Source organism: Paenibacillus piri, assembly GCF_004354045.1.
GTDB lineage: Bacteria > Bacillota > Bacilli > Paenibacillales > NBRC-103111 > Paenibacillus_S > Paenibacillus_S piri.
In genome coordinates this window covers 107,093-132,457 of record NZ_SMRT01000002.1, presented here as the reverse complement: position 1 = coordinate 132,457, position 25,365 = coordinate 107,093, and the positions used below count along the sequence as shown (strand labels likewise).

Below are 25,365 nucleotides of genomic sequence, written 5' to 3'. Positions count from 1 at the left end.
ATATCAAGCTTGCCGTTCTGCGGGATAACGCAAAAAAACCCCGCATGCCGGCAGCTCCGCTTTCCGGTCATGTTGGAGTTAGTATAGCCCTCGATTGGTAAAACATGCAGCAACGCGGCTTATGACTATTGGCTGATTATTCCGTATCGGAAACGTCCTCGAACGTCATTTGCTGCGTATCCGACAGCTTATCGAACAGCAGCCTTGTTTCTTCTTCCAAATTATCCTCATTTTGAAATAAAGACGACTCCGGAAGCTCGGCTATGCTGGCCAATGCGAAATAATCGAGAAACGATTTGGTCGTTCCGTATAAAATCGGTCTCCCCGGCGCATCGGCCCGGTCCACTTCCTGAATCAGGTCTTTGGCGACAAGGGTCTGCAATGCTCTGTCCGCCTTGACGCCGCGAATTTCCTCGATTTCAACGCGGGTAATCGGCTGTTTGTAGGCGACGATCGCCAATGTCTCCAGTGCAGCCTGCGACAAGGAGCTTCTTGAAGGGGAATAAGCCAACCGTTCAAAATAAGGAGCGTGATCGGGCAAGGTCGTCAGCTGAAATGTTCCGGCCAGCTCGACGATCTGCAGCCCTCTTTTGCCGCGGCGAAGATCCGCCTTCAAATCGAGTATAAGCTCCTTTACGAAATCAGCAGGCTGCTCCAAAACCTCGCCCAGCTGCTTCGCATCGAGCCCTTCGTCTCCTGCGACAAACAGCAAGCCTTCAATAACTGATTTCATCTGGCGAGAATCCATCTGCAAACCCTTCCTCTCTTGCCTGGATCACAATATCCTCAAATAATCGATGCTGATAGCATACAACAGCCTTCATCTTCATCAGCTCCAGCAGCGCCAAAAATGTCGTGACAATCCCTTCACGGGTCATATCCTCGTCCACCAGCTTGGAAAAAAGCAGCTTGCCGCCCGCCTGCTCAAGCCAATTCACAACTTCCTTCATCCGGTCTTTGACGGAAATTTCATCTCTGCGAATTTTGGCAATCATATTGCGGCTCGTCATGCGGCGCAGCGCTTTTTGAAAAGCATGAACCAAATCGGCAATATGCAAGCCTTTGACCGGATTTTCGATCACATGCGGTACATAAGGCGTCAAATCCTCGGGCTCGCGGGTATAGATCAGACTCCGTTCCAGCTCCTTGTCGCGCAAATGATCCGCAATCGCTTTATATTTCCGGTATTCGATCAGCTTGGATACGAGCTCCGCCCGCGGATCGTAATCCTCGTCCATCATGTAATCGTCGTCATAATCCAGCTCGATTACCGGCGGCTTCGGAAGCAGCATCTTGCTTTTGATGGACAAAAGCGTAGCTGCCATGACGAGAAATTCGCTCGTCACTTCAAGCTCGAGTTCTTGCATATCGTCCAGGTAGCTCATGTACTGATCGGTAATTTCCTTGATTGGAATATTATAAATGTCTACCTCGGCTTTGTCGATAAGATGCAGCAGCAAATCGAGGGGGCCTTCAAATGTATCCAGTTTGTATGTAACTTTTTCCAACTAGAATTTCCCCCTAAGAGTTTTTGCGTTAGCAAAAACTGACTTCGTAAGCATATGCCAAGTTTTCGCGAAAGCAAAAACTGACTTCGTAAAGCAACGAAAGCCCCTTAACGGGGCGCTCGCAGCTTTTTCATGATACGTACAGCCAGACCGCTCACCTTGATTTTATAGGAAAACGGACAATTAAGATAGCTGTTTCGTTAAATTTGCCATTTCGATAGCCGTTACAGCGGCTTCCCAGCCTTTGTTGCCGGCTTTCGTGCCTGCCCGCTCCACCGCTTGCTCGATGGAATCGGTCGTTAAAACGCCGAATATCGTCGGCACTCCCGTCTTCAGACCGATCGCCGCCACGCCTTTGGCCGCTTCGTTGCATACATAGTCAAAATGCGGCGTTGACCCGCGAATGACCGCGCCCAATGTAATGACTGCGTCGTATTTGCCGCTTTCGGCCATTTTTTGCGCGATTAACGCGATTTCAAAAGCTCCCGGAACCCAGGCTATCTCGACCTCGTCTTCCGTCGCGCCATGACGCTTTAATGCATCTAATGCGCCGCTCAACAGCTTGCCCGTAATGAATTCGTTAAACCGGCCGACAACGATTCCGTATTTGAGTCCTGCCGAGATTAAATGCCCCTCGTATATTTTCGCCATGATTCGTTCGACATCCTTCCAACATAGGTTTATTTTTTAAATTTCAAAATTAAGCATATGGCCTAATTTCTCCTGCTTCGTGTGCAAATAGCTCGAATTTGATACATTTTCTTCCATTTGAAGCGGCACCCGCTCCACAACTTCCAGCCCATAGCCTTCCAGCCCTTTAATTTTACGGGGATTGTTGGTCAGAAGGCGCATTTGGGTGACGCCCAAATCTTTTAAAATTTGCGCGCCGATTCCGTAATCCCGCAAATCGGGGGCAAACCCAAGCTGCAGATTCGCTTCTACCGTATCGAGACCTTCCTCCTGAAGCACATATGCCTTCAATTTATTGATCAGGCCGATCCCGCGCCCCTCCTGACGCATATAGAGCAGCACGCCGGAGCCTGCCTCGTCGATCTGCTTCAGCGCCGCGTTCAGCTGAGGTCCGCAATCGCAGCGGTGGGAATGAAACACATCTCCCGTCAAGCATTCGGAATGAACGCGCACCAGCGTAGGAACCGAGCTATCGATCTGCCCTTTGACGAGCGCAACATGCTCCTTTTGGTCCAGCACATTCGTGTAGGCGATGGCGCGGTACATGCCGTAATCCGTCGGCAGCTTCGCTTCCACCTCGCGCTGTACGAGCTTTTCCTTATGGTTGCGGTACTCGATCAAATCGCGGATCGTAATAATTTTCATGTCATGCTTGCGGCTGAACTCGATCAATTCGGGAACGCGCGCCATTTCCCCGTCTTCCTTGATGACCTCGCAAATGACCGCGGCCGGGTAAGCGCCGCACATCCTCGCCAAATCGACCGCAGCCTCGGTGTGGCCGGCTCTGCGCAGGACACCGCCATTTTTCGCGATCAGCGGGAAAATATGTCCCGGGCGCCGGAAGCTTTGCGCTTTGGTGGCCGGGTTGATCAGCGCCTTGACGGTCATGGAACGTTCGGAAGCGGATATCCCGGTAGTCGTATCGTTATGATCGACCGAGACGGTAAAAGCGGTCCCGTGATAGTCGGTATTTCTCGCCACCATCGGAGGCAAGTCCAGCTCCTGTGCCCGTTCCTCGGTAATGGGCGCACACACGAGGCCGCGTCCTTCCTTGATCATAAAATTGATAACCTCCGGCGTCGCTTTTTCCGCCAATGCGATAAAATCGCCTTCATTCTCGCGGTCTTCATCGTCGACCACTATAATAACTTTACCCATCATCAGATCATAGATCGCCGCCTCGATCGGATGGAATTGTAACGATTCAGTCATTTTCCTCTCCCTGCCTTTCCTTCTATCTAGGGTTGCATAAAACAGTTACATGAATCCGTTCTCCGCTAAAAATGTCTCTGTCAAGCCGCCCCGCCTCCGGTCAGCCGGCGAATCGGAAGCGCCGCGGGAAAACAGCAGCTTCTCCATATATTTGCCGAGCACATCCGCCTCCAGATTAACCTGCTCGCCCGGCTGCTTATGCTGCAGCACTGTCTGCGCCAGCGTATGCGGAATAATCGAAACGGTAAACCTGCGTTCCGTCACTTGCACGAGCGTCAAGCTGATCCCGTCGACCGTGACGGAGCCGTGCGGAATCATATAATTCAGAATGGACGTATCTCCCGGCTCGATCTGAAAAACGACCGCATTTTGCTCCGACGTGCGGGTAATAATGAGGCCTGTCGAATCGACATGTCCCTGCACGATGTGCCCGCCAAATCTGCCTCCGACCGCCATCGCTCGCTCCAGATTGACGCGGTCGCCGGTCTGAAGCTTTTGCAATGTACTGCGGCGGAACGTTTCCGGCATGACATCGACCGTAATCGAAGACTCATCAAACTGAATGACTGTCAGGCATACGCCGTTGACAGCAATGCTGTCACCCAAATGCACATCCTCCAGAATCCGTTTCGCTCCGACGGTCAAGATCATCGCCTGGCCCTGCTTCGCTATTCTTCGCATCGTGCCGATCTCTTCAATAATTCCTGTAAACATGCTGCACCCCGTTCCTGTTAAGCGGATAACCGGTTATACAAATATCGTCACCAAACTGCTGTACCCGAATACCTTCGAGCCGGATCGCATCCTCCATCGAATCGAAGCCGGCAAATTGAAAGGAATCAGGTGCAAGGCGCCCGCCGCCGATTATTTTCGGCGCATAGAACAGAAGCGCCTTATCGATCAAGCCCAGCTCCAGCATCGAGCCGTTCAGCTGTCCGCCGCCCTCCAGCAGCACTGAGCCGATTTCCCGTTCGCCGAGCAGCTCCATTGCCCTGGTCAAATCCACGGCCGGTCCCGCACCGCATTCGAGTACCGTTACGCCGGCCGCCTCCAATGCATTCCGCTTGGCTAACGGCGCATTCGCTGCCGTCAGCACCAGCGTCTCGGAAGAACGATCCGTCACGACCTTGGCCGCAAGCGGCAGACGCAGGCCCGAATCGACGATAACGCGAACCGGGTTCAATCCGGTTACCTCCAGCCGTGTTGTCAGCAGCGGGTCGTCGCTAAGCACGGTCCCTATGCCGACCATAATCGCTTGATTGCGATGGCGCAGCGTGTGAACGAAGCTTCTGGAATCCGGGTTCGTGATCCATTTGCTGTCGCCCGACCGGGAAGCTATTTTCCCGTCCAAAGTACTTGCCGTCTTCAGCGTAACAAACGGTCGGCGCGTCAAAATATATTTGTTGAACGCCTCGTTCATTTGGCGGGATTCCCGCTCGAGCAGTCCGACATCGACCTGGAGGCCATGCTCCCTGAGTCTGGCGATCCCCGTCCCCGCTACAAGCGGATTCGGATCGGCGCTGCCTACGACAACCCGCTTGACTTTCTCCTTGATCAGCCGGTCGCTGCAGGGCGGCGTCTTGCCGTAATGGCTGCAAGGCTCCAGCGTGACATATGCGGTGCTGCCTTCCGCTTCCGCTCCGGCCATCTGCAGCGCGTGAATTTCCGCATGCGGGGTGCCTCGCTTTAAATGTGCGCCCATCCCGACAATACGGCCTTCTTTAACCAGCACGCAGCCGACGACCGGGTTGATTCCGGTTTGGCCCGCAGCTCCCTCGGCAAGCTGGAGCGCCAATCTCATGTAGGTTTCATCATTCAAAAGCTGCATCGACTTTCTCCTCCCCGAACCGGCCGATACGGCCGTGGACCAAGCTGAGGGCCCAAAACAGATCCCCCGCAATCCGGGAAATGGCTGCGCATCATTTCCCAAAACAACAAAAAAGCCCTCTTTTCCAAATGAAAAGGGGCTTGTGCTGAACAGGCATGAACAAAAAAACGCAGAATGATGGCGTCTAAGCACATAGCCGAACAACTCGTGCAGCACAAAATGAACAGCCGATTGAACTGTTTTTTCGAAAAAAGCTGCACTCGTTTACAGGCCATGGCTAAATAAGCCGTTCCCGTTTTTTCCTTCTCCCATCCAGACTATACTGTCGGTCTCGGAGTTGCACCGAGTCCACCGGCTGCGGCTTGCGACAAGCTGCGGCACGGGTCACGGACTGAATAAAACGCGCCATTCGCGCTTCATATCACCGCCGGTGGGGAATTTCACCCCGCCCCGAAGGAAATCATTTGAAGTACATGCATTGACCAACAATGCCAATACACTAATTGATTAGAAATATTATCATTAACGCAAAAAAAAAGCAAGGATTTAATCCTAACTTTAAATTAGTAAATATATTTATTTATTGGATACTGACGCTTTTGAAATATAATATTTGTCTTTCTCCATCTTGATCTCAAGTCCCAATTGCTCGACCGCAAACCGCCATGTCATCGGGAAATAGGTGATATCGTTGAACACCAATACCGGGTACGGCTCGTTGGCATTATCGATTGCATGATTGTTTACACGGACTTGAAAAGACGGCAGCTTCGCGTAAAAATGTCTGGCTGACAATATCGCCGTATCGTTGACCAGCTTGGACGCCGGCTTGCCGCTCTTTGAAATGGCGAATCCGTCGACAGGATCCCATTGAGTATCCAGACCGAGCGCTTGCGTATAGCGCCAGGTCATCGGAAAATAGACCATTCCGTCGTACATCATGACCGGATACATCGCTTTACCGTTATACATCGGCGCGCCGTTAATCATGATTTGAAACTTCGGATATGTCACCTCATAAGTTTTCGGCGACATCTCGCCTTGGACCGGCGCCGGGGTTTTGGGATTCGCAGCTGCAGTAACAGGTAGAGCCGCCAGTATGGACAAGACCGCCAGGAACGATTGGATATGACGTTTCATAGAACCCGCACCTCTGGATCGTATTCAATACCGAAGCCCGCCGCAACCGGCTTTTCAGTCCGATTCAATGGCTGCGGTATTGTCCTTACCATCCTATGCTTGTCCCCGTGCACTCATTCCGCTTTATACCGGAAAACAACGAAGTCTGCAGGTTTTCGATCCGCTATTATTAGCCGTGCGCTCCACTATCGTGTTCAGAGCATCGCGTTATAGCTTTTTATAAAAAAACCTTTATCGAGGCCTTTCAGGATGAGCGACCGCGATTTAAATGTAGGTTTTTTTGAAATGATAGAAAGCTTCAGCTCCGCTGAAAACTTATACTTTCTATCATTATAAAAAAACCTTTATCGAGGCCTTTCAGGATGAGCGACCGCGATTTAAATGTAGGTTTTTTTGAAATGATAGAAAGCTTCAGCTCCGCTGAAAACTTATACTTTCTATCATTATAAAAAAAGCCATACATCCCTGTATTTCAGGAATGTATGACCTTGTCCCAAATTCGTATTAAGCTTCAACGATTTTGACGGATTCCATTTTATCTCTGCCTTTAAAAGCATCCACATGCTCCATACCGGAAACGACTTTGCCGAACACGGTGTGCTGACCGTCCAGATGCGGCTGCGGCTGATAGCAAATGTAAAACTGGCTGCCGCCGGTGTTGCGGCCTGCATGCGCCATGGCGAGCGATCCGCGCTCATGCTTGTTCGGGTTGATCTCGCAGTTGATTTGGTAGCCCGGTCCGCCGGCTCCCGTACCTTGAGGGCATCCGCCTTGTGCGACAAATCCGGGGATAACGCGATGAAATACCAAGCCGTCGTAGAAGCCTTCATTCGCCAATTTCTCGAAATTCGCTACTGTATTCGGAGCGTCCTTGTCAAAAAGATCGAGGACAACCTCGCTGCCGTTGGCTAATTTGATATGAGCCTGCTTTGCCATAAATATGTAACACTCCTTTTTTAGTAGTTGTAAAGAAAGTATAAATTTTATACTTTGCTTCGCATAGTTGACAAACGCGCTCGTCCTATAAGGACGGCGGAGCCGTTTATCCTGGTTCAATGTGTCTAATTGTACTATATTCGCTCTGCCTGTACAAATCAAATCTAAGAAGACCCTGACAGCCGCATCTGTTTGCTGCGCAGCATTTTTCAAGCAAAAAAAACACAGCTCCGCGGTCAACCGTCCGGAGCCGTGCCGTTCAAGCATAACACAGCGAATGTTATACGGATTTCGAAACCTGCTTCATCCGTGAAGGCACTACGTCGTTGCCGATGATGTTCTCGTACGATTCCCGTTCTACGACGACGTCCGCTTCCCCGTCTTTGACGAACACGACGGCCGGCCGGCGAATCCGGTTGTAGTTGCTGGCCATCGCATAATTATAGGCGCCTGTGCAGGAAACGGCCAATGTATCTCCCGTGTTCACCTTCGGCAATTCCACGTCCCAGATCAGCATATCGCCGCTTTCGCAGCATTTGCCCGCGATGGATACGACTTCTTCCCCCGGCTCGTTGGCGCGGTTGGCCAGCATCGCCTCGTAGCGTGACTCGTACAGCGCCGGGCGCGGATTGTCCGTCATCCCGCCGTCGACGGCAACATATTTGCGGATGCCCGGAATGTCCTTATACGTTCCGACCGTATACAGCGTCGTTCCCGAGTCGCCGACGATGCTGCGGCCCGGCTCGATCCAAATTTCCGGCATCGGATAGTCGTACCGGCTGAAGTTCGTTATCACCGATTCCGTAATCGCTTGAACGTAGCTCGCTACCGGAAGCGGCGTATCGCCTTCCACATAACGGATACCGAAGCCGCCGCCCAAATTGACGACGGAGAAAATAACGCCCAGCTCCGAGCGAACTTTGGCGGCGAAGCCGATCACTTTATCGACGGCCAATTGAAAGCCCTCGACCTCGAATATTTGCGAGCCGATATGCGAATGAATGCCCAGCAGCTCGATATTCGGCAGCTGCGCGACCTCTTGCACCGCACGGAAAGCGGAGCCGTTATCCAGATCAAAGCCGAATTTGGAGTCGTTTTGACCGGTCGAAATATATTCGTGGGTATGAGCCTCGACACCCGGCGTGATGCGGAACAAGATGTTCACCTTGCGTCGCTTCTCCGCCGCGATCGCGTTCACCATATGCAGCTCCACCCGATTATCGACAACGAAGCAGCCGATCTGCGCTTCAATGGCCATTCCAATCTCATACGGCGTCTTGTTATTGCCGTGAAAATGAATTCGCTCCGGCGGGAAACCTGCTTTCAGCGCCGTATACAGCTCGCCGTCGGACACGACATCCAGCGACATCCCCTCTTCTTCGACGATCCGGCACATCGCCATGACGCAAAACGCCTTGCTCGCGTAAGCAACTTGAAATTTTAAGCCGGTAGCACGGAACGCATCGACATATTCGCGGCATCTTTGACGAATCAGAGCTTCATCCATCACATACAAAGGAGTACCAAACCGCTTCACCAAATCGCTTGTGTCGCAGCCTCCAATTTCCAAATGGCCTTGATCATTAATTTTACTTGTTCCATGCAAGTACATAGTCAGCTTCCCTCTTCCCGTAAACATTTCCTCTAAGGTACCATAATGAAGTATATGCTGACAATACACCAGTGCGCTTTATCGTACCGGTTTGCGCGTCCCGTCCCTCGGGCGGGTCAGACTCATCCGCGTATTGCCGATCGAAAACGGCTTTCTGACTAGGACAGCCCACAGCGCCTTTCCATTAAACGGAATAAACGGCCACAAGTACGGCGAATTATACGACCGTTTGACCGCCAGGTAAACGAGCCATGCCGAAGCGGCAATGACAAGACCGGGCACTTTAAAAACGGCGGCGGCGATGAGCAGTGCAAGTCGGGTCAGCCGGTTGGCCAAACTCATTTCATAGCTTGGCGTGGCGAAGGTGCCGACGGCGGCGATGGACAAATACAATATAACCTCATTAACGAAAAGTCCCGATTTCACGGCCACATCGCCTACCAGTATGGCGGCGACCAAGCCCATGGCCGTTGCAAGCGGGGAGGGGGTATGTACGGCTGCCATACGCATCAAATCCGTGCCGATTTCGGCGAGCAAAAACTGCAGCAAAAGCGGCAGCTTCGCCGATTTTTGCGGCCCGAGAAATTCAAGTCCGGCCGGCTTCAGCTCGGGGGACGTCACGAGCAGTAACCATAGCGGCAGTAAAAACAACGAGGCGGCAATTCCGAAGAAGCGGACCCAGCGCAAATAGGTGCCGACCATCGGCGTCTGACGATATTCCTCCGCATGCTGGACGTGGTGAAAAAATGTCGTCGGCAAAATAATGACGCTGGGCGACGTGTCCACAAAGATGGCAACATGCCCTTCCAGCAAATGAACCGATACGACATCCGGTCTTTCCGAATAACGAACCATCGGATAAGGATTCCAGCCTTTCCCGATGATGGCTTCCTCCAGCTGTTTTTCCGCAAGCGGCAGGCCGTCCACGTCGACTTGCTTGATTTTATCGCGGATCGCTTCGATCAATGACCTGTCGCAAATATCGTCGATGTAAGCCAGACATATATCGGTATGCGTCCGCCTCCCTGCGCGCAGCATTTCCAGCTTCAGCCTCGGGTCCCGGATGCGCCGTCTGAGCAGCGTAACGTTCGTCAGCAGCGTCTCGACAAAGCCGTCTCTCGCCCCCCGCACAACACGCTCCAAATCGGGCTCGTCCGTCGAACGGACCGGAAACAGCTTGGCGTCGACCAGCAGTGCGGATGTGGAGCCTTCGAAAAAAAACGCAGTCGCTCCGGTCGAAGTATTATCGATAACTTCGCTCAACCGCTGCGATTGTTTGACCTGAATATGCGGCAGCAGCGCATCCATGAACAGCTGAACGGTATTGTCGCCTTCACTGCCGTGAACCGTATGCTTGACGGGCGAATCGCTTAAAGAATGTTTTTCCTTCCGCCCCGTATCTACGGCAGTCGATAGACGTTCCAAAATAATCGTCAGCACCTCGTCCTTGGCAAAGCCGTTGTAATAAAAGATTCCTACCTTCGTTCCGCCGAACACCATTTCCCGAAAGACGACGTCGAAGCTTATGTTAAATCCGACCTGTTCCTCCAGCTCGCGCTTTAATACGTCGAAGTCCGCATCGATCCGGTCTTCTTTTTTCAGCGTCTGCTGCTGCCGCGGCGCCGTCTCCTTTTCGCCGTCAGGTTCGGACTCGAGCCCGGCCTCGTGGCGGTGAACGGGCAGGACATTCTCGAACTGTCGGACCCCGCCTTCGTCCCGCTCCCTTTCCTCTGCATACGAACCAGCAGCAGCAGCCGGATCGTCCGTTGCTTCTGCGGATCTGTCGATAATATTGCCGTCATCGTCAATGATCAGTTTGGGATGCCCCTCCGCTTCCCCCGCTTCGCCCTTGTTCTTGAAGCGCGACAGCTTGATCGGTTTGTTCGGTAGTTTATTCATGCATATATGCCTCTCTTTCTTAATGAATAAGTCGAACAACAGGATGGCTTACCGTCTATACATCAAAGCGTGAACCTAGCCTAATATTTGCAGCCAGTCCAGAAGCGAGCCGATCATTTTGCCAAAAATCATCGCCATGAGCAGCCAAATCATGTAGGAGCCCATCCCGATGCGTTTGGCCAGTATGGGCAGCACATTGATCACTTCCGTCAAAGCTCCCGCCAACATGCCGACGAATCCCCCCGCGAACAGTCCGAACACCGCTGCGGACAGCGGAAACAAGGAATATGTAATTTGAAAAAAATCGGTAATTGTAAAAAACAGCGAGCCCAGCACGACTGCCGCCTCATACCAGCGGATTAACGAATAGGAACGTGTAATTTGCGCCAAACGCGGGATCACGTCCAGGACGACGAGGAAAGCCACCATTCCGCTGCCAACCGCCAAGCCGCCGGCGAAGCCGATAAATACTTGCAGCGGAATCGTCCACCATTCATTCATGACGCGCCTCATCCTCGGCTTTTTGGATTTTGGCGTACTCCTCGGTAATGACGTAGTAATTTACATTTTCCTGGTACATAAACATTTCGACTTCAAGCGGGCTCGGTTCCTCGTTAAATTTCTTCTTGAACAAATGGTTAAAGAATACAATCATGCCCACACCGATTCCGATCGAATACGGTATTTGCAGAAGCAGCGGATGCTCCTTCCAATGGCCGGTCAGCAGCTGGTAAATGCGCTGATGCACGACTCCCATGCTGACGTCGGCGTGAAAATTCATAATCGCGAGGCCCGACCCGACAAACAGCAGCAGCCACACCATACCGATGAAAATAAGGTTGGGCGGCTTGCGGGGTTCGGCGATTTCAATCAGACAATGAGGCTCGCCGAAATGCGCGATCTGCAAAAACGGAAACTTGCGCTTGATTTTCTCGACAATCAGCATCATATCGATCAGGATAATGCTGCCTTCGTGTTCCTTGGGCTCATGAAGCAGAAGCTTGTGCAAGTCTTGCTCGTACTTCGGGTCCACCAGCATTTGCGCAACCCGGCCGAGATGAACCGATTCGCCGCGGCGGATCGACATCCGTTTGCGCAAGCGGATATACAAGGTAGAACCGGAATCCGTCAGCATGCGTTTGTCACTTCCTTGTCCATGGTTTAAACAGCCGCAGGCTCAGGCTGCCATTTAACCCATAGTATGAAAAGAAATCGCGACCAATAAACATTCCGCCGTTTGGCAAAAATTCACTTGCAATCTAAACAACAATAAAGTCCCCCAAAAGTGACGTGAAGCTCCGAAGCCAATTCCTATTACTTTTGGGGGAGCCCCCGGTTATCCACAGAAATTTGCTGCGCATAATTTCCTAAACACAATAAAAACCGGGCCGCCCGCAAAAACGGACAGTCCGGTTTATGTAAGTAATCGACACCGCGCTACTGCGCGATCTGATCTTTGATCGATTGCAAAATCTTTTTCTCCAGCCGTGAAACCTGCACCTGGGAAATGCCCAGGCGGGATGCCACTTCGGATTGGGTCTGATCGCGGAAATATCGCAGATAGACGATCAAACGCTCCCGTTCACTCAACGATCCGATCGCTTCATTGAGGGCAAGCTTTTCAAACCATTTCTCCTGCCCTTCGTCGGCTATTTGATCCATCAGCGTAATCGGATCCCCGTCGTTTTCGAACACCGTTTCGTGAATGGAGGAAAGCGGCTTATTCGCTTCCTGTGCGAACACCACATCCTCGGGCGTAATGGCCAGCTCTTCGGCGACTTCTTTAATCGTTGGCAATCTGCCGTTGCGCTTGGACAGCTCGTCTTTCGTCTTCCGGATTTTATTCGCCAATTCCTTTAACGACCGGCTTACCTTCAACGTCCCGTCATCGCGTAAAAACCGTTGAATTTCCCCGATAATCATGGGCACCGCATACGTCGAAAATTTTACGTCGTACGACAAGTCGAATTTATCCACCGACTTCAGCAGTCCGATACAGCCAATTTGAAACAAATCCTCGGCCTCATAGCCCCGGTTCAAAAAGCGCTGTACGACGGACCAAACCAACCGGATGTTGCAGTTGACCAGCGTTTCTCTGGCGAGCGTATCCCCGGATTGGCTTAAAGCAATTAACCGCTTGACCTCGGTATCGTCCAAATAGCTGTGGGAGGCATGTTTCAAATCGACATCCATATGATCAGACCCCTAATTGAATAAAGCTTTTTTAGATTCAATTCGCTTTTTCATTTTAATTTTCGTACCGATCCCGACGTCCGTTTTCACTTCAATTTCATCCATAAAATTTTCCATAATCGTAAAGCCCATTCCCGAGCGTTCCAGCTCCGGCCTCGTTGTGTACAAAGGCTGCTTCGCCAGCTCCAGATCCGCAATTCCCGCTCCCTGATCCTCTACCTCGAGATAGACGGTTTCGCCTTCGATTTCCGCACGAATCGTAATTATCCCGTCCGGCCGGTTATCGTAAGCGTGAATGATCGAATTGGTGACGGCTTCCGAAATGACGGTTTTCAGATCGTTGAGCTCATCCATCGTCGGGTCGAGCTGCGAGACGAACGCGGCAACGGTGACACGGGCGAAAGCTTCATTCTCGGAACGGCTCGCAAACTGCAGGTTCATAAAATTGCGCTCACTCATGATACGACCTCCAAACTGCTTAAAGCCTGAGTTTCGCTATCCTGAATAGACAATATTTTGAACATGCCCGACATTTCAAACAGCCGGTAAACCGACGGGGTGACATCGCATACGACCATTTTCCCGCCTCTGGCCACAATTTGCTTATACCGTCCGAGAATGACGCCGAGCCCCGAGCTGTCCATAAAGGAAAGCTCTTTCAGGTTCAGGATGATATGGCTCGTATCACCCTTCAATAGCGCTTCCTCCATACGTGCCTTGACCATGTCCGCGGTGTGATGATCCAACTCGCCCTTAAGCCTAACGATCAGTGCCTTCCGATGATGTTTCAATTCAATGTGAAGACTCAAGCTGCTCACTCCTTCCCTTTCATGCACACTCATTTCTACACGGGATTTGCCTTTTCCTGCCCCCCGACAAAACTAGAAGAAATGCGCCACAATCAGTACAGAAGTGACATTTTACGCACAAAGCGGACCTTCCCGAATGAACCGGAACGGAGCTGCGGAAGTACGGCGAATAAGCAGCGGCAAGCAGCTGACAATTTAATATCGATTCAGTATGATGATCCGCCGATACAGCAGGCGGAATTCACCGGAGCTCTATTCATCGCCGATAAAGAACAAATGTTTGGCTGTCCGCTTCATCAGCTTCCACCAGCCTGCTTTCCTCACCTCGACCGACGATTCCAACGGAAACTCGGACAGCATTTGATCGCCCTTGAAAATGACAATTTTACCGATAGGCTGGCCGATGGCAATCGGCGCTTTCAGGTCGGAATTCATTTGTACTTCATGACGCAGCCCGTCCCCAGCTTCACCCTTTTTCAATAAAATGCTGTAAGGATGCTTGGCCGTAAACGGCACGACCGCCTGCTCGCCTTTGCTGATCTTGAACTTGCCTATTTCATCGCCTGTTTTAAAAATGGAATAGCTTGTATACTGGGAAAATCCGTAATCGAACAACCCGGATACTTCCGCATTGCGCGTTTTCGTGTTCGGCTCGCCCATTACGACAGTGATCAGACGGAAATTATCTCTCTTGGCCGTAGCGGACAAGCAAAACTTCGCCTCGCTCGTATAGCCCGTTTTCAATCCGTCCGCTCCGCTGTAGAAGCGAACCAGCTTGTTCGTGTTGACCAGCCAGAACGGCTTCGGCGAATCTTTGCGCAAATAATCCTGGTACAGCCCGGTAAACTTGGTAATTTCCTCGTGCTTCAGCAGCTCCCGCGACATGATGGCAATATCCATCGCGGAGGAGTAGTGATTATCCGCCGGAAGCCCGTTCGGATTGATGAATTGGGTATTTTTCAGCCCGAGCTGCTGGGAGCGATCATTCATCATTTTGACGAAGCCCTGTTCGGTGCCGCCCAATTTTTCGGCTATCGCTACCGAAGCGTCATTGCCTGAAGCCAGTGCGATACCCTTGAGCATATCCTGCACCGTCATTTCTTCGCCCGGCTCGAGAAATATTTGCGAGCCTCCCATGGATGCGGCGTATTCGCTTGTGCGCACCTTGTCATCCATTTTGATTTTGCCTTGGTCCAACGCTTCCATGACAAGCAGCATCGTCATAATTTTGGTAATACTGGCTGGAGGAAGCTTGGCATCTTTATTTTTTTCGAAAATGACCGTTCCGGTATCTGCATCCATCACGACTGCAGAGGTTGCGTTCGGAGCGAGATCAACGGCGGATCCCGGAGCTTTTTTCTCCTCTGCGAACGCCGCAGGCAGCGATAACGCCATAACGAGCTGAATGGTGACAAACAGCTGTAACGCCTTCTTAAACATACCTTTCTACCCCTCCAAATCTATGGTTGTAGGAGACTGTCGATGAACGGCAAGCCATTCTCCAAGTCATTATCTCTATTCGTCGACAGTCTCTATATTGCTTCTATTCAGTGTTGACGAGATTGCAGCAAAATATTCCATCCGGGGGGAGTTCGGCCCAAAAGAAAAAACCGTCGGAAACGGATTCCGGCGGTTTCGTGGATAAATCGTACGTACTCTATGAACTTGCGGAGATTTATTGCAGCAGCTTCACGCCGTCTTTGGTTACGACCGCGTATATAAGCGGCGCTTTCTCGACCGCTTCTTGACTAATGGTGTACGCATTGCGCATGCGCTGCGTCATATCTTCAGTGAACATCGGCTCATTGCGGTTCATGTGCAGCTCGGCAATTGGTTCGCCCGCCGCAACGCGGTCGCCGACTTTTTTGCGCAGCACGATTCCGACCGCCAGGTCGATGACGTCCTCCTTGGTCGCACGCCCCGCGCCCAGCATCATCGCCGTGACGCCGAGCGCTTCGGCGTCAATATGCGATACGGTGCCGTCCTCGAGAGCCGGCACCGGCACTTGAAATTCGGCCGCAGGCAGCAGCTCCGGCCGGTCTGCAAGCGCAGGCTTGCCGCCCTGTGCGGCAATCAGCTCCTTCAGCTTGCCGAGCGCGGCGCCGCTTGCGAGCAGCTGCCCGGCGGCGGCTCTCGCCTCGTCGTACGACGCCGCCTTGCCTCCAAGCTGCAGCATATGCGCGCCGAGTACGAGGCACAGCTCGGTCAAATCCGCGGGCCCCGCGCCTTGCAGCGTATCGACCGCTTCGCGCACCTCCAGCGCGTTGCCGATCGCAAACCCGAGCGGCTCATCCATGTTGGTGATGACCGCGACGGTCGCCCTGCCGACCTGCGCCCCGATCTCGACCATCGCCTGCGCCAGCCGGATGGAATCGTCCAGCGTCTTCATAAAGGCGCCGCTGCCGGTCTTTACGTCCAGTACGATCGCATCCGCGCCGGAAGCGATCTTCTTGCTCATGATCGAGCTTGCGATGAGCGGGATCGAATCTACGGTCGCCGTCACGTCGCGCAGCCCATACAGCATTTTATCGGCAGGCGTAATATTGCCGGATTGGCTGATGACCGAAACGCCGATCGAGCGGACCTGCTGCAAAAACTGCTCCTTCGTCAGCTCCACCCTATAACCGTCTATCGCCTCCAGCTTATCGACCGTACCTCCGGTATGACCGAGCCCGCGTCCGGACATTTTGGCCACGGGCACGCCGGCGGCGGCGGCGAGCGGCGCCAATATTAACGTGGTCGTGTCGCCCACGCCGCCCGTGCTGTGCTTGTCGACCTTCACGCCGGGAATCGAGGTCAAATCCGCCTGATCGCCGGAGCGTGCCATCGCCATCGTCAGATCGGCCGTTTCCTTTGCTGACATGCCGTTGAAGTAAACCGCCATCGCCCATGCCGACATTTGATAATCCGGGATTTCGCCCGAGCAGTAGCCTTCGATCAAAAATTCGATTTCCTCGGTAGACAGCAGCTTGCCATCCCGCTTTTTCTGGATAATATCAACAGTTCTCATAACGGCACCTCGCTGACATTTATATAAGATTTTACAAGTACGGTGAAAGGCTCAAGCAGTTGAAATTAATAGACAATGGCGCGTGACGGCGCTTCTTCTGAACGACTCCGCCGCCTTATTTCACCGGACTTCTAAATTTTAACACAGCGAGGCCCGCTTCTCCTAACGCTTAAGAGTTGAAAACATCCCTCATATCGGCCATGTACATATGCCGCTGCCCCTCATGCGTGGAGTCGAATGAAATCGCGGTGCCGGCCCGGTTCCACTTCGGATGCAGGTCGCACCGGAAATCGCCGTTCGCCTTCGGATTCGAATAAAAGGAGCCGAGCAAGGCTCCCTTCTTATGAACCAGATCGTACACATACAAATGGCGGTAGCCGTCTTCGTCCGGATAGCTGTCGTACAGCAGCATGGAGCGGTCCGGCGAATAGCTGCAGTGTCCGTCTTTACGAAAAAATGCCGGATCCACCAATTCGACCCGATGTGTCCGGTCGGTCAGCACGTACAGCTGATTTCCCGCGTTCGATCCTGCTGCCCCATTGGAATAAATGACAAGCCGCTCCGGGTCCTTCCAATGGTAATGGGATGCGTAGGAAAAATCGGATAGCAGAAACAGCTCCGAGCCGTCGCAGTTCGCTGTCACAATCGCCGTTTTCCACCCGGCCGCTACCGGAAAATTGCGTACCAGAGCAATGAAACGCGTTCCGTCCGTGTTGAAATTAAGATGATTGATCATGATCTTCCGGTCGGCGCCGTTGAAGGCCCCCTTCGTCAATTCCCAAATGCGCTGCAGCGATACAACGAGCTCGCTTCTGCCGGTTGCAAGCTCGATCCGAAAAATGCCGTCCTGCTCCGGATGAGGATCGTCATAAAAAGGATCGCGAATACCCGCGTACCCATAACCGGGACGGAAATCGAACATTCGCGCAAAGTTGACGCTCAGCGCATAGCGCCCGGCAGGATCCACATTCACAACCGGCCGGTCCAGCAGCCGGCGCTCTTTCGTATGCACGTTCATGACGGCTCCGTGCCATTGCCCGCCGCTGCGTGTATTGAAAATAATTTCGCTATCGGGTGCAAGCGGATGCCACTGCAGCATCGCGCCCTGCTGAAAATTCCATGCCGCCGTCTCCGCGAGCGGGACGTATCGCTTCGTCGCGATGTCGATCATCCCCAGCTCCGCTGTATCTCCCGCTTCCTGCAGCCGATCCCAAAACTTCACTTTATGATACAAATGAAAGCGGTCGTTCCCGCTCCAGGCCGGATTGTCGTAATATCCGTAAAACTGGTGGCCGTCGCCGTCCGTCAGCCTTTCGATGTTCACGTTAACCTGTTTTGTTTGTATGATGCCCATGCTCTCCACAACTCCTTGGTCTATTCTTTTAAAGCGCCGATTAACACGCCCTTGACAAAAAACCGCTGCACGAACGGAAATATAATCAGGAGCGGCGCTACGGCGGCAACCATAATCGCAAACTTCAAGGTCAGCGCAACCAGCACCCGATGATCGCTGACGTCTCCCATCATCTCCGTGTTTTGATCCAAGATGAGCATTTCCCGTAAAAACACCTGCAGCGGATACAGGTCTCTTTGCCGGATATAAATCAACGCGTTAAAATACGCATTCCAATGGCCCGAACCGTAAAACAGCGCAATCACGGCGATAATCGGCTTCGATAGCGGGAGTGCGATTTTCGAGAAAAAGGTAAATTCCGACGCTCCGTCCATTTCCGCGGCATCCCGCAGCTCCTGAGGAATGTTCGATTCCAGATACGTCTTCGTGATGAGCAAATTCCAGGTCGTCACCGCGCCGGAGACGATCAATGCCCAGCGCGTGTCGAGCATGCCGAGCGATTTGACAATCAAATACGTAGGAATCATACCGCCGTTAAAAAACAGCGTAATGACGATAAAAAACAGTACGACGTTGCGGCCCGCCAGCTCGGAGCGAGATAAAGCGTAGGCGGCGAGCAATGTCACCGTCACGTTCAAGGAGGTTCCGCTGACTGTGTAAATCAGGCTGTTGTAGTAGCCGAGCCAAATCGTGCCCGTGGACAGCAGCAGCTTGTAGGCGCCGAGATTTGCATCGACGGGATATAACAGCATCGGGTACGTAATGACGGCGGCCGGATCGCTAAAGGAGGCCAGCACGATATAGTAGAACGGGTACACAAACAAGACGGCCGTCAGCATGAGAAGCGTGTAAATCGCATAATCGGCCGCGTTCATTTTAAGCGATGCGCGGTTCATTGTTCCAGATCACCCGCTTTCCATATATTCAGTCACCAGAGCGAATAGCCGCTGAGCCGGCGGGCCAATCGATTGAAGCCGACGATCATGACGAACGTCAGAACGGAGTTGAACAGGCCGACAGCGGAGGCGAAGCTGTACTGCTGCTGCACCAGCCCCGAACGGTAAACGTACGTGCTAAGCACATCGGCCGTCTCGTAGGTGGTTGAATTGTACAGCAGGAACACCTTCTCGAAGCCTACGTCCATCACCCGGCCCAGATCGAGCAGCAAAATCGTAATGATGGTCGGCTTGATGCCGGGCAGGCTGATATGCCATATTTTTTGCCAGCGGCTCGCTCCGTCCATTTCTGCGGCCTCATACAGGCTGGGACTGATGCCGGCCAATGCGGCAAAGTAAATGATCGAGCTCCAGCCCAACGTTTGCCATACGCCCGACGAAACATAGACGGTACGAAACCATCCCGGCTCGCGCAAAAAATCGATTTGGGATCCGCCGAAAAATTGAAGCAGTCCGTTAATAAATCCCGTCGACGGCGAAGTGAATGTAACAATCAGCCCGGCGACTACAACCGTCGAAATAAAATGCGGCAAATAGCTGACCGACTGGATCATTGTGCGGAGCTTGGCATGCTTCACCTCATGCAGCAGCAGAGCGAACAGGATCGGTATCGTAAAGCCGAACAAAATGCTGTAAGCTCCGATCAAAAACGTATTGCGGATGAGCCGGTAAAAATAGATCGAGTTGAAAAAGGCATCGAAATGCTTGAACCCGACCCATGGACTGCCGAGCATACCGCGAAACGGGTTATAGTCTTGAAATGCAATCAGCGTGCCGTACATCGGCGCGTAATGAAACAGCAAATAATAGACGGCGGCAGGCGCCAAAAATAAGTACAAGACGAGGTTGCGCTTCCATTTCATACGCAGCCCCCATTTCGCCTGCTTCGTTTGCGCTTGCGCAGCGATTTGTTGCATGGGATACCCTCCTCAGGGCTTTCCGTAAGGAAAGCCAGCTTCGTAAGCATCTGCTTTGGGCTTTCCGTAAGGAAAGCCGGCTTCGTAAGCGCTATTTCCCCTTCAATACCGCGTTGTACCGTTCATAGGCTTTACTGTACAGCTCGGTCAGCTTATCCGATCCGATTTTTTTAAGCCCCTGTTGGAAAGCGTCGTACTCGCCGAACGGTTTTTTACCGCGTATGAATGCGTTCATGTTTTCATCGATAAACGTATTGATATCTCGCTGCAGAGCCTGCACCTCATTCAATTCCTCCGGGGTGAAATGAAGCGCCGGAACCTTCTTCTTCCCGGCATATTGTACAGCCAGGGCGTTACCTTTCTTGCCTTCGTCGCTCAAGGTCGCCAAATAATGCTCGGGAATTTGTGCGGACGGCCAACCGCTGACAAAGCCGACATACGTGTTCAAATAGCCGAGAATATCGAGCTTAGGATCGTTCACCACTTTATCCGTATAGGTCGGCACCCCGTCTTTCATCGTATACGTGTCGCCCTCCAGTCCGAAATAAAGCAGCATCGCCCCGTCCTTCGAGTAAAAGTAATCCATCAGCTTCGTCAATTCCGCCGCATATTTGGTCGTGCTCGCTATCGATACGCCGCGGCCCGGGTCGATCTCGTTATGTTTGCCGATAATGTTTCGCTCGCCGGTCGGGCCTTTCGGAGGGGCAACCGCGATGAAGCCCGGATTTTTGCTCGCGCCCTTCAGCATCTTGTTGTATTTGGTCAAGTATCCTGCATTGGAGCCGTACATAAAACCGGACGTTTCCTGCATAATTCTCCCGTCGCGCACATCCGCCTTCATTTTTTCGTATTCGGGGTCCAGCAGCCCTTCGCTGTAAAGCTTGTTCAAATATTGCAAAGCATCCTTGTACCGGGAGTCGGTCGGGCCGTACTTGATTTTGCCGTCCTCGATAAAGAAGTCGTCGGTGCTGTTCGGGCCTCTGCTGCCTACGCCGAATGCCCATATAATCGGATTCGGATTATCGGTGAACGGGATTTCGTCCTGCTTCCCGTTTCCGTTCGGATCTTTTTCTTTAAACGCTTTCAAAACCTGGTACAGCTCATCGGTCGTATCCGGTGCCTTCATCCCTACCTTTTCCAGCCAATCCCCCCGTATCATGTAACCGGCGAAAGTTTGCGTGCGCGTATCGAGCAGCAGTCTCGGGAAAAAGTAAATATGTCCGTCGGGCGACGTAATCTGTCCTCGGACTGCGGGGTTGCCGTCCAAAATCTTTTGCAAGTTGGGCGCGTGTTTCTTGATCAAATCCTCAAGCGGCTGCAGCGCGCCTTGTCTGCCGTATTGATCGGCCAACAAAGGATCGATATGCCCGATCAAATCCGGCAGCTTCCCCGACGCCATAATAAGCCCGAGCTGCGACTTGAAATCATCCGAACCCGGTGCGGCTGTCGTCTCCCATTTTACGGAAATGTTCGTTCTTTTTTCGATTTCTTTCCACACGATCTGGTCGCTGTAGCTGGACACCCCCGATGAGCCGGTAGCCGGAATAAAATCGGTCCAGCCGTTGACCGTCAGCGGCTTTTCGGAAATTTTTGCGCCTGCCGCTACGGTTCCTTGGGGGTCCGCAGGTTTATCTGCAGCCGCGCTGCCGCCTCCCCCGCTGTCGGAAGTGCAGCCCGCCGTCACACTTGCGGCGATGAAAAGTACGGATAACGCCAAGGCGGATACGTTTCGTTTGGACATGGTCTTGCCTCCTTAAAAAGAGTAGTTGATAAAATATGATAACGTTTACATATAACTTTGAACGATTCCCTCCTTGTCCCAATTGACGGATAAGCGAACCTTGCCGCCCGTTAATTGTAATTTCTTTTCATCATTGGGCATTTTCGATTCGCTTGTTAATTTGATTATATTCAGCATTCATGCATTCAACCATTGACAATCCGACCAATTATTTGTATATTCTGCTCATAATCTGCTCGAACGGGGGGATACGGCGGTGATTAATGAAAGCGATACCGGATTGTTGACAACGTCTCTGCCTGAGCCCTATTATGAGGTTAACTTTTTCGAAAGACGCCAAAATTGGACGATGGATGCGCATCATCACCCTTACTACCAGTTCATTTTTATGCTCGAAGGCATTTTGCTGCTCACGATTAACGAAGAGGTTTATCCTTTAAAAAGGGGGCAATTATGCATCATCCCGCCGCTGCATGTCCATTCGCTGAAAAGCGTAACCGGCTATTATCAGTTCGGGATCAATCTTCAGCCGGAAAAAGACCGCAAAGGGCTCGTTTCGCTGCTGGAGGCGTATATTCACGACTTTACCGTCATTGAGCATAACGAGGCGCTGGACCATATGCCTGCCATTAAACAAGGCTGTATGGAACTGACCAAGCTTTCCAAAATCAGAACGTCCAACCGGATCGATGAATTTATTGCTTCCGCCGTCGAGAAAGCGATCCATGGCACCGGGCTTGATTTTAAAAATCATTTGTTGACTTATTTAAACAAAAGTTTAAGCCGGAAAATTACGCTAAGCGAAGTGGCGCGCGAGCTGACGATCAGCCCATCCCATCTGGAGCGTCTTGTAAACAAAGAATTCGGATGCGGTGTCATCGAGCTGTTTAATCATTTGAGAATCAACAAAGCGCGCTCGCTGCTGATTAATTCGAGCTACAGCATCGAGACGATTTCAGAGCATCTCGGCTTCTACGATACATCGCACTTCTCCCATTTTTTCAAGCAAAAAATTAATATGAATCCAACCCAATACAGAAAGCTTAAAAATTGGACAAAATGACGTGATGAACTCTAAGGAGGGACCCCATGATCCGAATCATGGCAATCAACGAACAATTTGAAATCATACCCGCTCCATCCCTCCGGGACTTAAAAGAGCTTCCGAATTTGCTGTGGTACTGGGTCGATTTCAGCGAGCCGACGGAGGAGGAGGCCGCACATTTGGAGAGTCATTTCCACTTCCACCCGCTGGCGATCGAGGACTGCTTTCATTTGCTGCAGAGGCCAAAGGTGGATCATTACGAGGATGTCCATTTTTTTGTGCTGCACGCGATGAACCCGGCCACATTAGCCGCCGAGGAGGTGGATATGTTCTGGGGCCGCAATTTCATCGTCACCTTCCATCTGTTCCCGTCCGGCGAAATTGACGAGGCCTGGAAACGGATGACGGACAGCCGCGACTACCGGGGAATTGGACATGTGTATGCGGCCTACCTGGTGATGGATACTCTCGTGGACGAATATTTTCCAAGCGTGTATCAGATTGAGGATCAGTTGAATGACTTCGACTCCAATGTTAAAGGGGATTCGATTCAAGAGCTGATGAACGAAATGTTTGAGATCCGTACCCGTCTGTTGAAGCTGCGCAAAACGATTGTACCGATGCGCGACCTGTTCTACCGAATCATCAGCACGGATAAAATCGAAGGCATCAAACAGCAAATGTTTTATTTTACGGACATTCACGACCATTTGCTCAAGCTTTCGGAAATTATTGAATCGAACCGCGAGATGACGGCCGACATACGGGACAGCTACATCTCATTGAACTCATACCGGATGAATAACATTATGAAGACATTGACGGTGATCACGACGATTTTCATGCCGCTCACCTTCCTGGCGGGGATCTATGGAATGAACTTTCATTTTATGCCGGAGCTGGAGTGGCGTTGGAGCTATTTTGTTTGCCTGCTGGTTATGTTTTTAATCGGATTCGGCATGTACAGGTGGTTCCGGAAAAACGGCTGGTTCGACTGACATGGGTTCCCCATTCGAATGGTGCGGCCGCCGTATCAAATAACATGAAAAAACTGTTGAGAGCAGCTCTCAACAGTTTTTCATTGTGCTCAGCCGTTTCCGGCTCTATTCAGATCGTATTATTGAACGACCAATTTCGATTTCATATCCGCATGCCCTGGTCCGCAAGGCAAAATGCAGTGAACCTCATACGTGCCCGGCTTATCGAAAGTAACCTCGGCCGATTTGGTGTTGTTGTCCAGCTTTACATTCAAACCTACGATTTCCAACGCGTGGAGGCCCTCTTTATTTTGAAGAGAGACGGTAAGCTTTTCGCCAGCTTTCACTGTATATTCAGGCTTGTCAAACTGAAAGTTCGAGGCCACGAATTTCAATTGCGGTCCGGCCTTGGCTTCTGCCGCTTGTTCGGCTTGGCGCTCCGAAATGTTCTGGAACAGCACTCCAGCACCTAACAAACAGGCTACGATAAACAAACTAAACATAATCCACTTCATTCGGAAAATCCCCCTAACTGTTTTGCACATCAGACGTATACCATTATTGTACATAATGAAACGGGCTTTACCTATTCCTTTTTGAGGGCTACAGGTGAAAAGTTTGTGACAGTTTCAGCCGCTTTTTCATTTCCTAAGCCATTTTATCACAGTTGCCGACAAAACCAAAATCCCCCCGCCAATTGAGCAGAGGGATACAATATTGCGTTATCGATGCCGCGGCGACAAGCTTCTGAACCCGCTTCCATCGGTCCGCCTCAATTCCTTATCCCGCATCTCCTGAATGTCTCTGGTTAATCGGTTCCGGCATGGCTGGCATAACGATTCTTGACGAATCGGGCCTCCGCAGCTGTTGCAGGGATAAGTCAGGTTAGGATAGTCGATAGCCGACAGCCTTCTGTCCTTGATCCAGGAAAAGATGGTTGATTCTGGCACTCCCGTCGCATGGCTGAGATCGGATGTCGCAGCTTTACGGTTGCTCAGCAAATAACGATAGCACGCTTCGTATTCGTGTTCAAGCTTCTTAACACAATCCATGCACAGATTTCGCAAGTTTTTTTGAAACACTTTGCCGCAACCCGGACAATTGGCTACCATCAAAGCGCACATGCCCATCACTTCCCAACCGCAAATATAGTCCGTTTGACCCAATTATACCATGCGATGATTTAGTTTAAAAGTCCTGTTATCCTTTTTATTGGAAATCCTTCTGCTGACGGCTCCATGCATATACCCGAAAACAGCTTGTCATACTAAAATAGCTTGAAAGCTTTGAGTTGACGCTCAGGAGGTGAGCCTACGATGTCGAAAAAGCAGCAGGGACACGCCAATCAAAACACGACGACCCGCACAAGCGACAAAGGCGCGAAGAAATCGAAATAAACGTTGAAAAACGAACGACGGTCTGCCCCTTCAATACCGGGACAGACCGTCATTGTATTTCGCGACAAGCAGCCTCCGCTTCAAATACAATCGCTTTTTACAGCTGCTCAAGAAAGCTTTGGATAACAAGGAACGGAATCG

General features: G+C 51.7%; 25 protein-coding genes and 1 riboswitch. Of the genes, 2 read left to right on the top strand and 23 right to left on the bottom strand.

The features are described from left to right. Positions 1–136 precede the first annotated feature (136 nt). The 21 genes from scpB to E1757_RS05305 all read right to left on the bottom strand — a co-directional run bounded on the left by scpB (position 137) and on the right by E1757_RS05305 (position 21,805). Positions 137–748: an SMC-Scp complex subunit ScpB gene (gene scpB, locus E1757_RS05405; protein ID WP_133225836.1), complete on the bottom strand. Its 612-nt coding sequence runs from the start codon at positions 746–748 to the stop codon at positions 137–139. Further along, positions 717–1,508 (bottom strand): segregation and condensation protein A, encoded by a 792-nt coding sequence (locus E1757_RS05400; protein ID WP_133225835.1) that lies wholly within the window; start codon positions 1,506–1,508, stop codon positions 717–719. The genes scpB and E1757_RS05400 overlap by 32 nt, the downstream gene beginning before the upstream one ends. A gap of 183 nt (positions 1,509–1,691) precedes the next feature. Beyond that, the gene (ribH, locus tag E1757_RS05395; RefSeq protein ID WP_133225834.1) at positions 1,692–2,159 is read right to left on the bottom strand and encodes a 6,7-dimethyl-8-ribityllumazine synthase; all 468 of its coding nucleotides are present in this window, start codon (positions 2,157–2,159) and stop codon (positions 1,692–1,694) included. 36 nt (positions 2,160–2,195) lie between these two features. Then, positions 2,196–3,410: a bifunctional 3,4-dihydroxy-2-butanone-4-phosphate synthase/GTP cyclohydrolase II gene (locus E1757_RS05390; RefSeq protein WP_133225833.1), complete on the bottom strand. Its 1,215-nt coding sequence runs from the start codon at positions 3,408–3,410 to the stop codon at positions 2,196–2,198. A gap of 45 nt (positions 3,411–3,455) precedes the next feature. Next, the gene (gene ribE / locus E1757_RS05385; RefSeq protein WP_133225832.1) at positions 3,456–4,124 is read right to left on the bottom strand and encodes a riboflavin synthase; all 669 of its coding nucleotides are present in this window, start codon (positions 4,122–4,124) and stop codon (positions 3,456–3,458) included. Continuing rightward, positions 4,105–5,238, bottom strand: a complete 1,134-nt coding sequence (gene ribD / locus E1757_RS05380) for a bifunctional diaminohydroxyphosphoribosylaminopyrimidine deaminase/5-amino-6-(5-phosphoribosylamino)uracil reductase RibD (protein WP_133225831.1) — start codon at positions 5,236–5,238, stop codon at positions 4,105–4,107. Before ribD ends, ribE begins: the two co-directional genes overlap by 20 nt. Before the next feature lie 296 nt (positions 5,239–5,534). Continuing rightward, a riboswitch (FMN riboswitch) is annotated at positions 5,535–5,700 on the bottom strand. A gap of 114 nt (positions 5,701–5,814) precedes the next feature. Beyond that, on the bottom strand, positions 5,815–6,378 hold the full coding sequence (locus E1757_RS05375; protein ID WP_133225830.1) for a hypothetical protein: 564 nt from the start codon (positions 6,376–6,378) through the stop codon (positions 5,815–5,817). Positions 6,379–6,882: 504 nt separating this feature from the next. Beyond that, a complete protein-coding gene (locus E1757_RS05370; protein ID WP_133225829.1) occupies positions 6,883–7,314 on the bottom strand; it encodes a peptidylprolyl isomerase in 432 nt (143 codons plus the stop codon). A 280-nt stretch (positions 7,315–7,594) separates the two neighbouring features. Then, positions 7,595–8,926: a diaminopimelate decarboxylase gene (gene lysA / locus E1757_RS05365; RefSeq protein WP_133225828.1), complete on the bottom strand. Its 1,332-nt coding sequence runs from the start codon at positions 8,924–8,926 to the stop codon at positions 7,595–7,597. 78 nt (positions 8,927–9,004) lie between these two features. Then, on the bottom strand, positions 9,005–10,825 hold the full coding sequence (locus tag E1757_RS05360; RefSeq protein ID WP_133225827.1) for a spore germination protein: 1,821 nt from the start codon (positions 10,823–10,825) through the stop codon (positions 9,005–9,007). 75 nt (positions 10,826–10,900) lie between these two features. Beyond that, positions 10,901–11,326 (bottom strand): stage V sporulation protein AB, encoded by a 426-nt coding sequence (locus tag E1757_RS05355; protein ID WP_246079033.1) that lies wholly within the window; start codon positions 11,324–11,326, stop codon positions 10,901–10,903. Further along, on the bottom strand, positions 11,319–11,960 hold the full coding sequence (locus E1757_RS05350) for a stage V sporulation protein AA (protein ID WP_133225825.1): 642 nt from the start codon (positions 11,958–11,960) through the stop codon (positions 11,319–11,321). Before E1757_RS05350 ends, E1757_RS05355 begins: the two co-directional genes overlap by 8 nt. A 302-nt stretch (positions 11,961–12,262) precedes the next feature. Next, positions 12,263–13,018, bottom strand: a complete 756-nt coding sequence (gene sigF, locus E1757_RS05345) for an RNA polymerase sporulation sigma factor SigF (RefSeq protein WP_133225824.1) — start codon at positions 13,016–13,018, stop codon at positions 12,263–12,265. Between the two features lie 12 nt (positions 13,019–13,030). Further along, positions 13,031–13,477, bottom strand: a complete 447-nt coding sequence (gene spoIIAB, locus E1757_RS05340; RefSeq protein WP_133225823.1) for an anti-sigma F factor — start codon at positions 13,475–13,477, stop codon at positions 13,031–13,033. Next, the gene (spoIIAA, locus tag E1757_RS05335; protein WP_133225822.1) at positions 13,474–13,827 is read right to left on the bottom strand and encodes an anti-sigma F factor antagonist; all 354 of its coding nucleotides are present in this window, start codon (positions 13,825–13,827) and stop codon (positions 13,474–13,476) included. Before spoIIAA ends, spoIIAB begins: the two co-directional genes overlap by 4 nt. Before the next feature lie 252 nt (positions 13,828–14,079). Beyond that, a complete protein-coding gene (locus tag E1757_RS05330; protein ID WP_133225821.1) occupies positions 14,080–15,267 on the bottom strand; it encodes a D-alanyl-D-alanine carboxypeptidase family protein in 1,188 nt (395 codons plus the stop codon). A 235-nt stretch (positions 15,268–15,502) separates the two neighbouring features. Continuing rightward, the gene (locus E1757_RS05325; protein ID WP_133225820.1) at positions 15,503–16,837 is read right to left on the bottom strand and encodes a pyrimidine-nucleoside phosphorylase; all 1,335 of its coding nucleotides are present in this window, start codon (positions 16,835–16,837) and stop codon (positions 15,503–15,505) included. Positions 16,838–17,006: 169 nt separating this feature from the next. Continuing rightward, the gene (locus E1757_RS05320; protein ID WP_133225819.1) at positions 17,007–18,191 is read right to left on the bottom strand and encodes a hypothetical protein; all 1,185 of its coding nucleotides are present in this window, start codon (positions 18,189–18,191) and stop codon (positions 17,007–17,009) included. 20 nt (positions 18,192–18,211) lie between these two features. Continuing rightward, positions 18,212–19,087, bottom strand: a complete 876-nt coding sequence (locus E1757_RS05315; protein WP_246079032.1) for a carbohydrate ABC transporter permease — start codon at positions 19,085–19,087, stop codon at positions 18,212–18,214. A gap of 32 nt (positions 19,088–19,119) precedes the next feature. After that, entirely contained in the window at positions 19,120–20,064 is a 945-nt protein-coding gene (locus tag E1757_RS05310) for an ABC transporter permease (RefSeq protein WP_246079031.1), read from the bottom strand. 91 nt (positions 20,065–20,155) lie between these two features. After that, complete coding sequence (locus E1757_RS05305) at positions 20,156–21,805, bottom strand: extracellular solute-binding protein (RefSeq protein WP_133225818.1); 1,650 nt, start codon at positions 21,803–21,805, stop codon at positions 20,156–20,158. 256 nt (positions 21,806–22,061) lie between these two features. Here E1757_RS05305 and E1757_RS05300 point away from each other — a divergent pair, with 256 nt between their 5' ends. Together E1757_RS05300 and corA are read left to right on the top strand one after the other, a co-directional pair. Continuing rightward, positions 22,062–22,868, top strand: a complete 807-nt coding sequence (locus E1757_RS05300) for a helix-turn-helix transcriptional regulator (RefSeq protein WP_133225817.1) — start codon at positions 22,062–22,064, stop codon at positions 22,866–22,868. A gap of 26 nt (positions 22,869–22,894) precedes the next feature. Continuing rightward, on the top strand, positions 22,895–23,848 hold the full coding sequence (gene corA, locus E1757_RS05295) for a magnesium/cobalt transporter CorA (protein ID WP_133225816.1): 954 nt from the start codon (positions 22,895–22,897) through the stop codon (positions 23,846–23,848). A gap of 119 nt (positions 23,849–23,967) precedes the next feature. Here corA and E1757_RS05290 read toward each other — a convergent pair whose 3' ends face one another. Further along, a complete protein-coding gene (locus E1757_RS05290) occupies positions 23,968–24,342 on the bottom strand; it encodes a cupredoxin domain-containing protein (RefSeq protein ID WP_133225815.1) in 375 nt (124 codons plus the stop codon). 207 nt (positions 24,343–24,549) lie between these two features. Further along, complete coding sequence (locus E1757_RS05285) at positions 24,550–24,951, bottom strand: flagellar protein (RefSeq protein ID WP_133225814.1); 402 nt, start codon at positions 24,949–24,951, stop codon at positions 24,550–24,552. Positions 24,952–25,365 lie beyond the last annotated feature (414 nt).

Bases quoted from the DNA above. Each gene is read 5' to 3' on its own strand.
- spoIIAB (WP_133225823.1), bottom strand. From the start codon at position 13,477: ATGAGTGAGCGCAATTTTATGAACCTGCAGTTTGCGAGCCGTTCCGAG.
- E1757_RS05370 (WP_133225829.1), bottom strand. From the start codon at position 7,314: ATGGCAAAGCAGGCTCATATCAAATTAGCCAACGGCAGCGAGGTTGTC.
- E1757_RS05330 (WP_133225821.1), bottom strand. From the start codon at position 15,267: ATGTTTAAGAAGGCGTTACAGCTGTTTGTCACCATTCAGCTCGTTATG.
- E1757_RS05375 (WP_133225830.1), bottom strand. From the start codon at position 6,378: ATGAAACGTCATATCCAATCGTTCCTGGCGGTCTTGTCCATACTGGCG.
- E1757_RS05290 (WP_133225815.1), bottom strand. From the start codon at position 24,342: ATGAAGTGGATTATGTTTAGTTTGTTTATCGTAGCCTGTTTGTTAGGT.
- lysA (WP_133225828.1), bottom strand. From the start codon at position 8,926: ATGTACTTGCATGGAACAAGTAAAATTAATGATCAAGGCCATTTGGAA.
- E1757_RS05315 (WP_246079032.1), bottom strand. From the start codon at position 19,087: ATGAACCGCGCATCGCTTAAAATGAACGCGGCCGATTATGCGATTTAC.
- E1757_RS05285 (WP_133225814.1), bottom strand. From the start codon at position 24,951: ATGTGCGCTTTGATGGTAGCCAATTGTCCGGGTTGCGGCAAAGTGTTT.
- E1757_RS05350 (WP_133225825.1), bottom strand. From the start codon at position 11,960: ATGCTGACGGATTCCGGTTCTACCTTGTATATCCGCTTGCGCAAACGG.
- E1757_RS05310 (WP_246079031.1), bottom strand. From the start codon at position 20,064: ATGCAACAAATCGCTGCGCAAGCGCAAACGAAGCAGGCGAAATGGGGG.
- scpB (WP_133225836.1), bottom strand. From the start codon at position 748: ATGGATTCTCGCCAGATGAAATCAGTTATTGAAGGCTTGCTGTTTGTC.
- E1757_RS05305 (WP_133225818.1), bottom strand. From the start codon at position 21,805: ATGTCCAAACGAAACGTATCCGCCTTGGCGTTATCCGTACTTTTCATC.
- E1757_RS05320 (WP_133225819.1), bottom strand. From the start codon at position 18,191: ATGGGCATCATACAAACAAAACAGGTTAACGTGAACATCGAAAGGCTG.
- E1757_RS05360 (WP_133225827.1), bottom strand. From the start codon at position 10,825: ATGAATAAACTACCGAACAAACCGATCAAGCTGTCGCGCTTCAAGAAC.
- ribE (WP_133225832.1), bottom strand. From the start codon at position 4,124: ATGTTTACAGGAATTATTGAAGAGATCGGCACGATGCGAAGAATAGCG.
- E1757_RS05355 (WP_246079033.1), bottom strand. From the start codon at position 11,326: ATGAATGAATGGTGGACGATTCCGCTGCAAGTATTTATCGGCTTCGCC.
- sigF (WP_133225824.1), bottom strand. From the start codon at position 13,018: ATGGATGTCGATTTGAAACATGCCTCCCACAGCTATTTGGACGATACC.
- ribD (WP_133225831.1), bottom strand. From the start codon at position 5,238: ATGCAGCTTTTGAATGATGAAACCTACATGAGATTGGCGCTCCAGCTT.
- E1757_RS05325 (WP_133225820.1), bottom strand. From the start codon at position 16,837: ATGAGAACTGTTGATATTATCCAGAAAAAGCGGGATGGCAAGCTGCTG.
- E1757_RS05390 (WP_133225833.1), bottom strand. From the start codon at position 3,410: ATGACTGAATCGTTACAATTCCATCCGATCGAGGCGGCGATCTATGAT.
- corA (WP_133225816.1), top strand. From the start codon at position 22,895: ATGATCCGAATCATGGCAATCAACGAACAATTTGAAATCATACCCGCT.
- ribH (WP_133225834.1), bottom strand. From the start codon at position 2,159: ATGGCGAAAATATACGAGGGGCATTTAATCTCGGCAGGACTCAAATAC.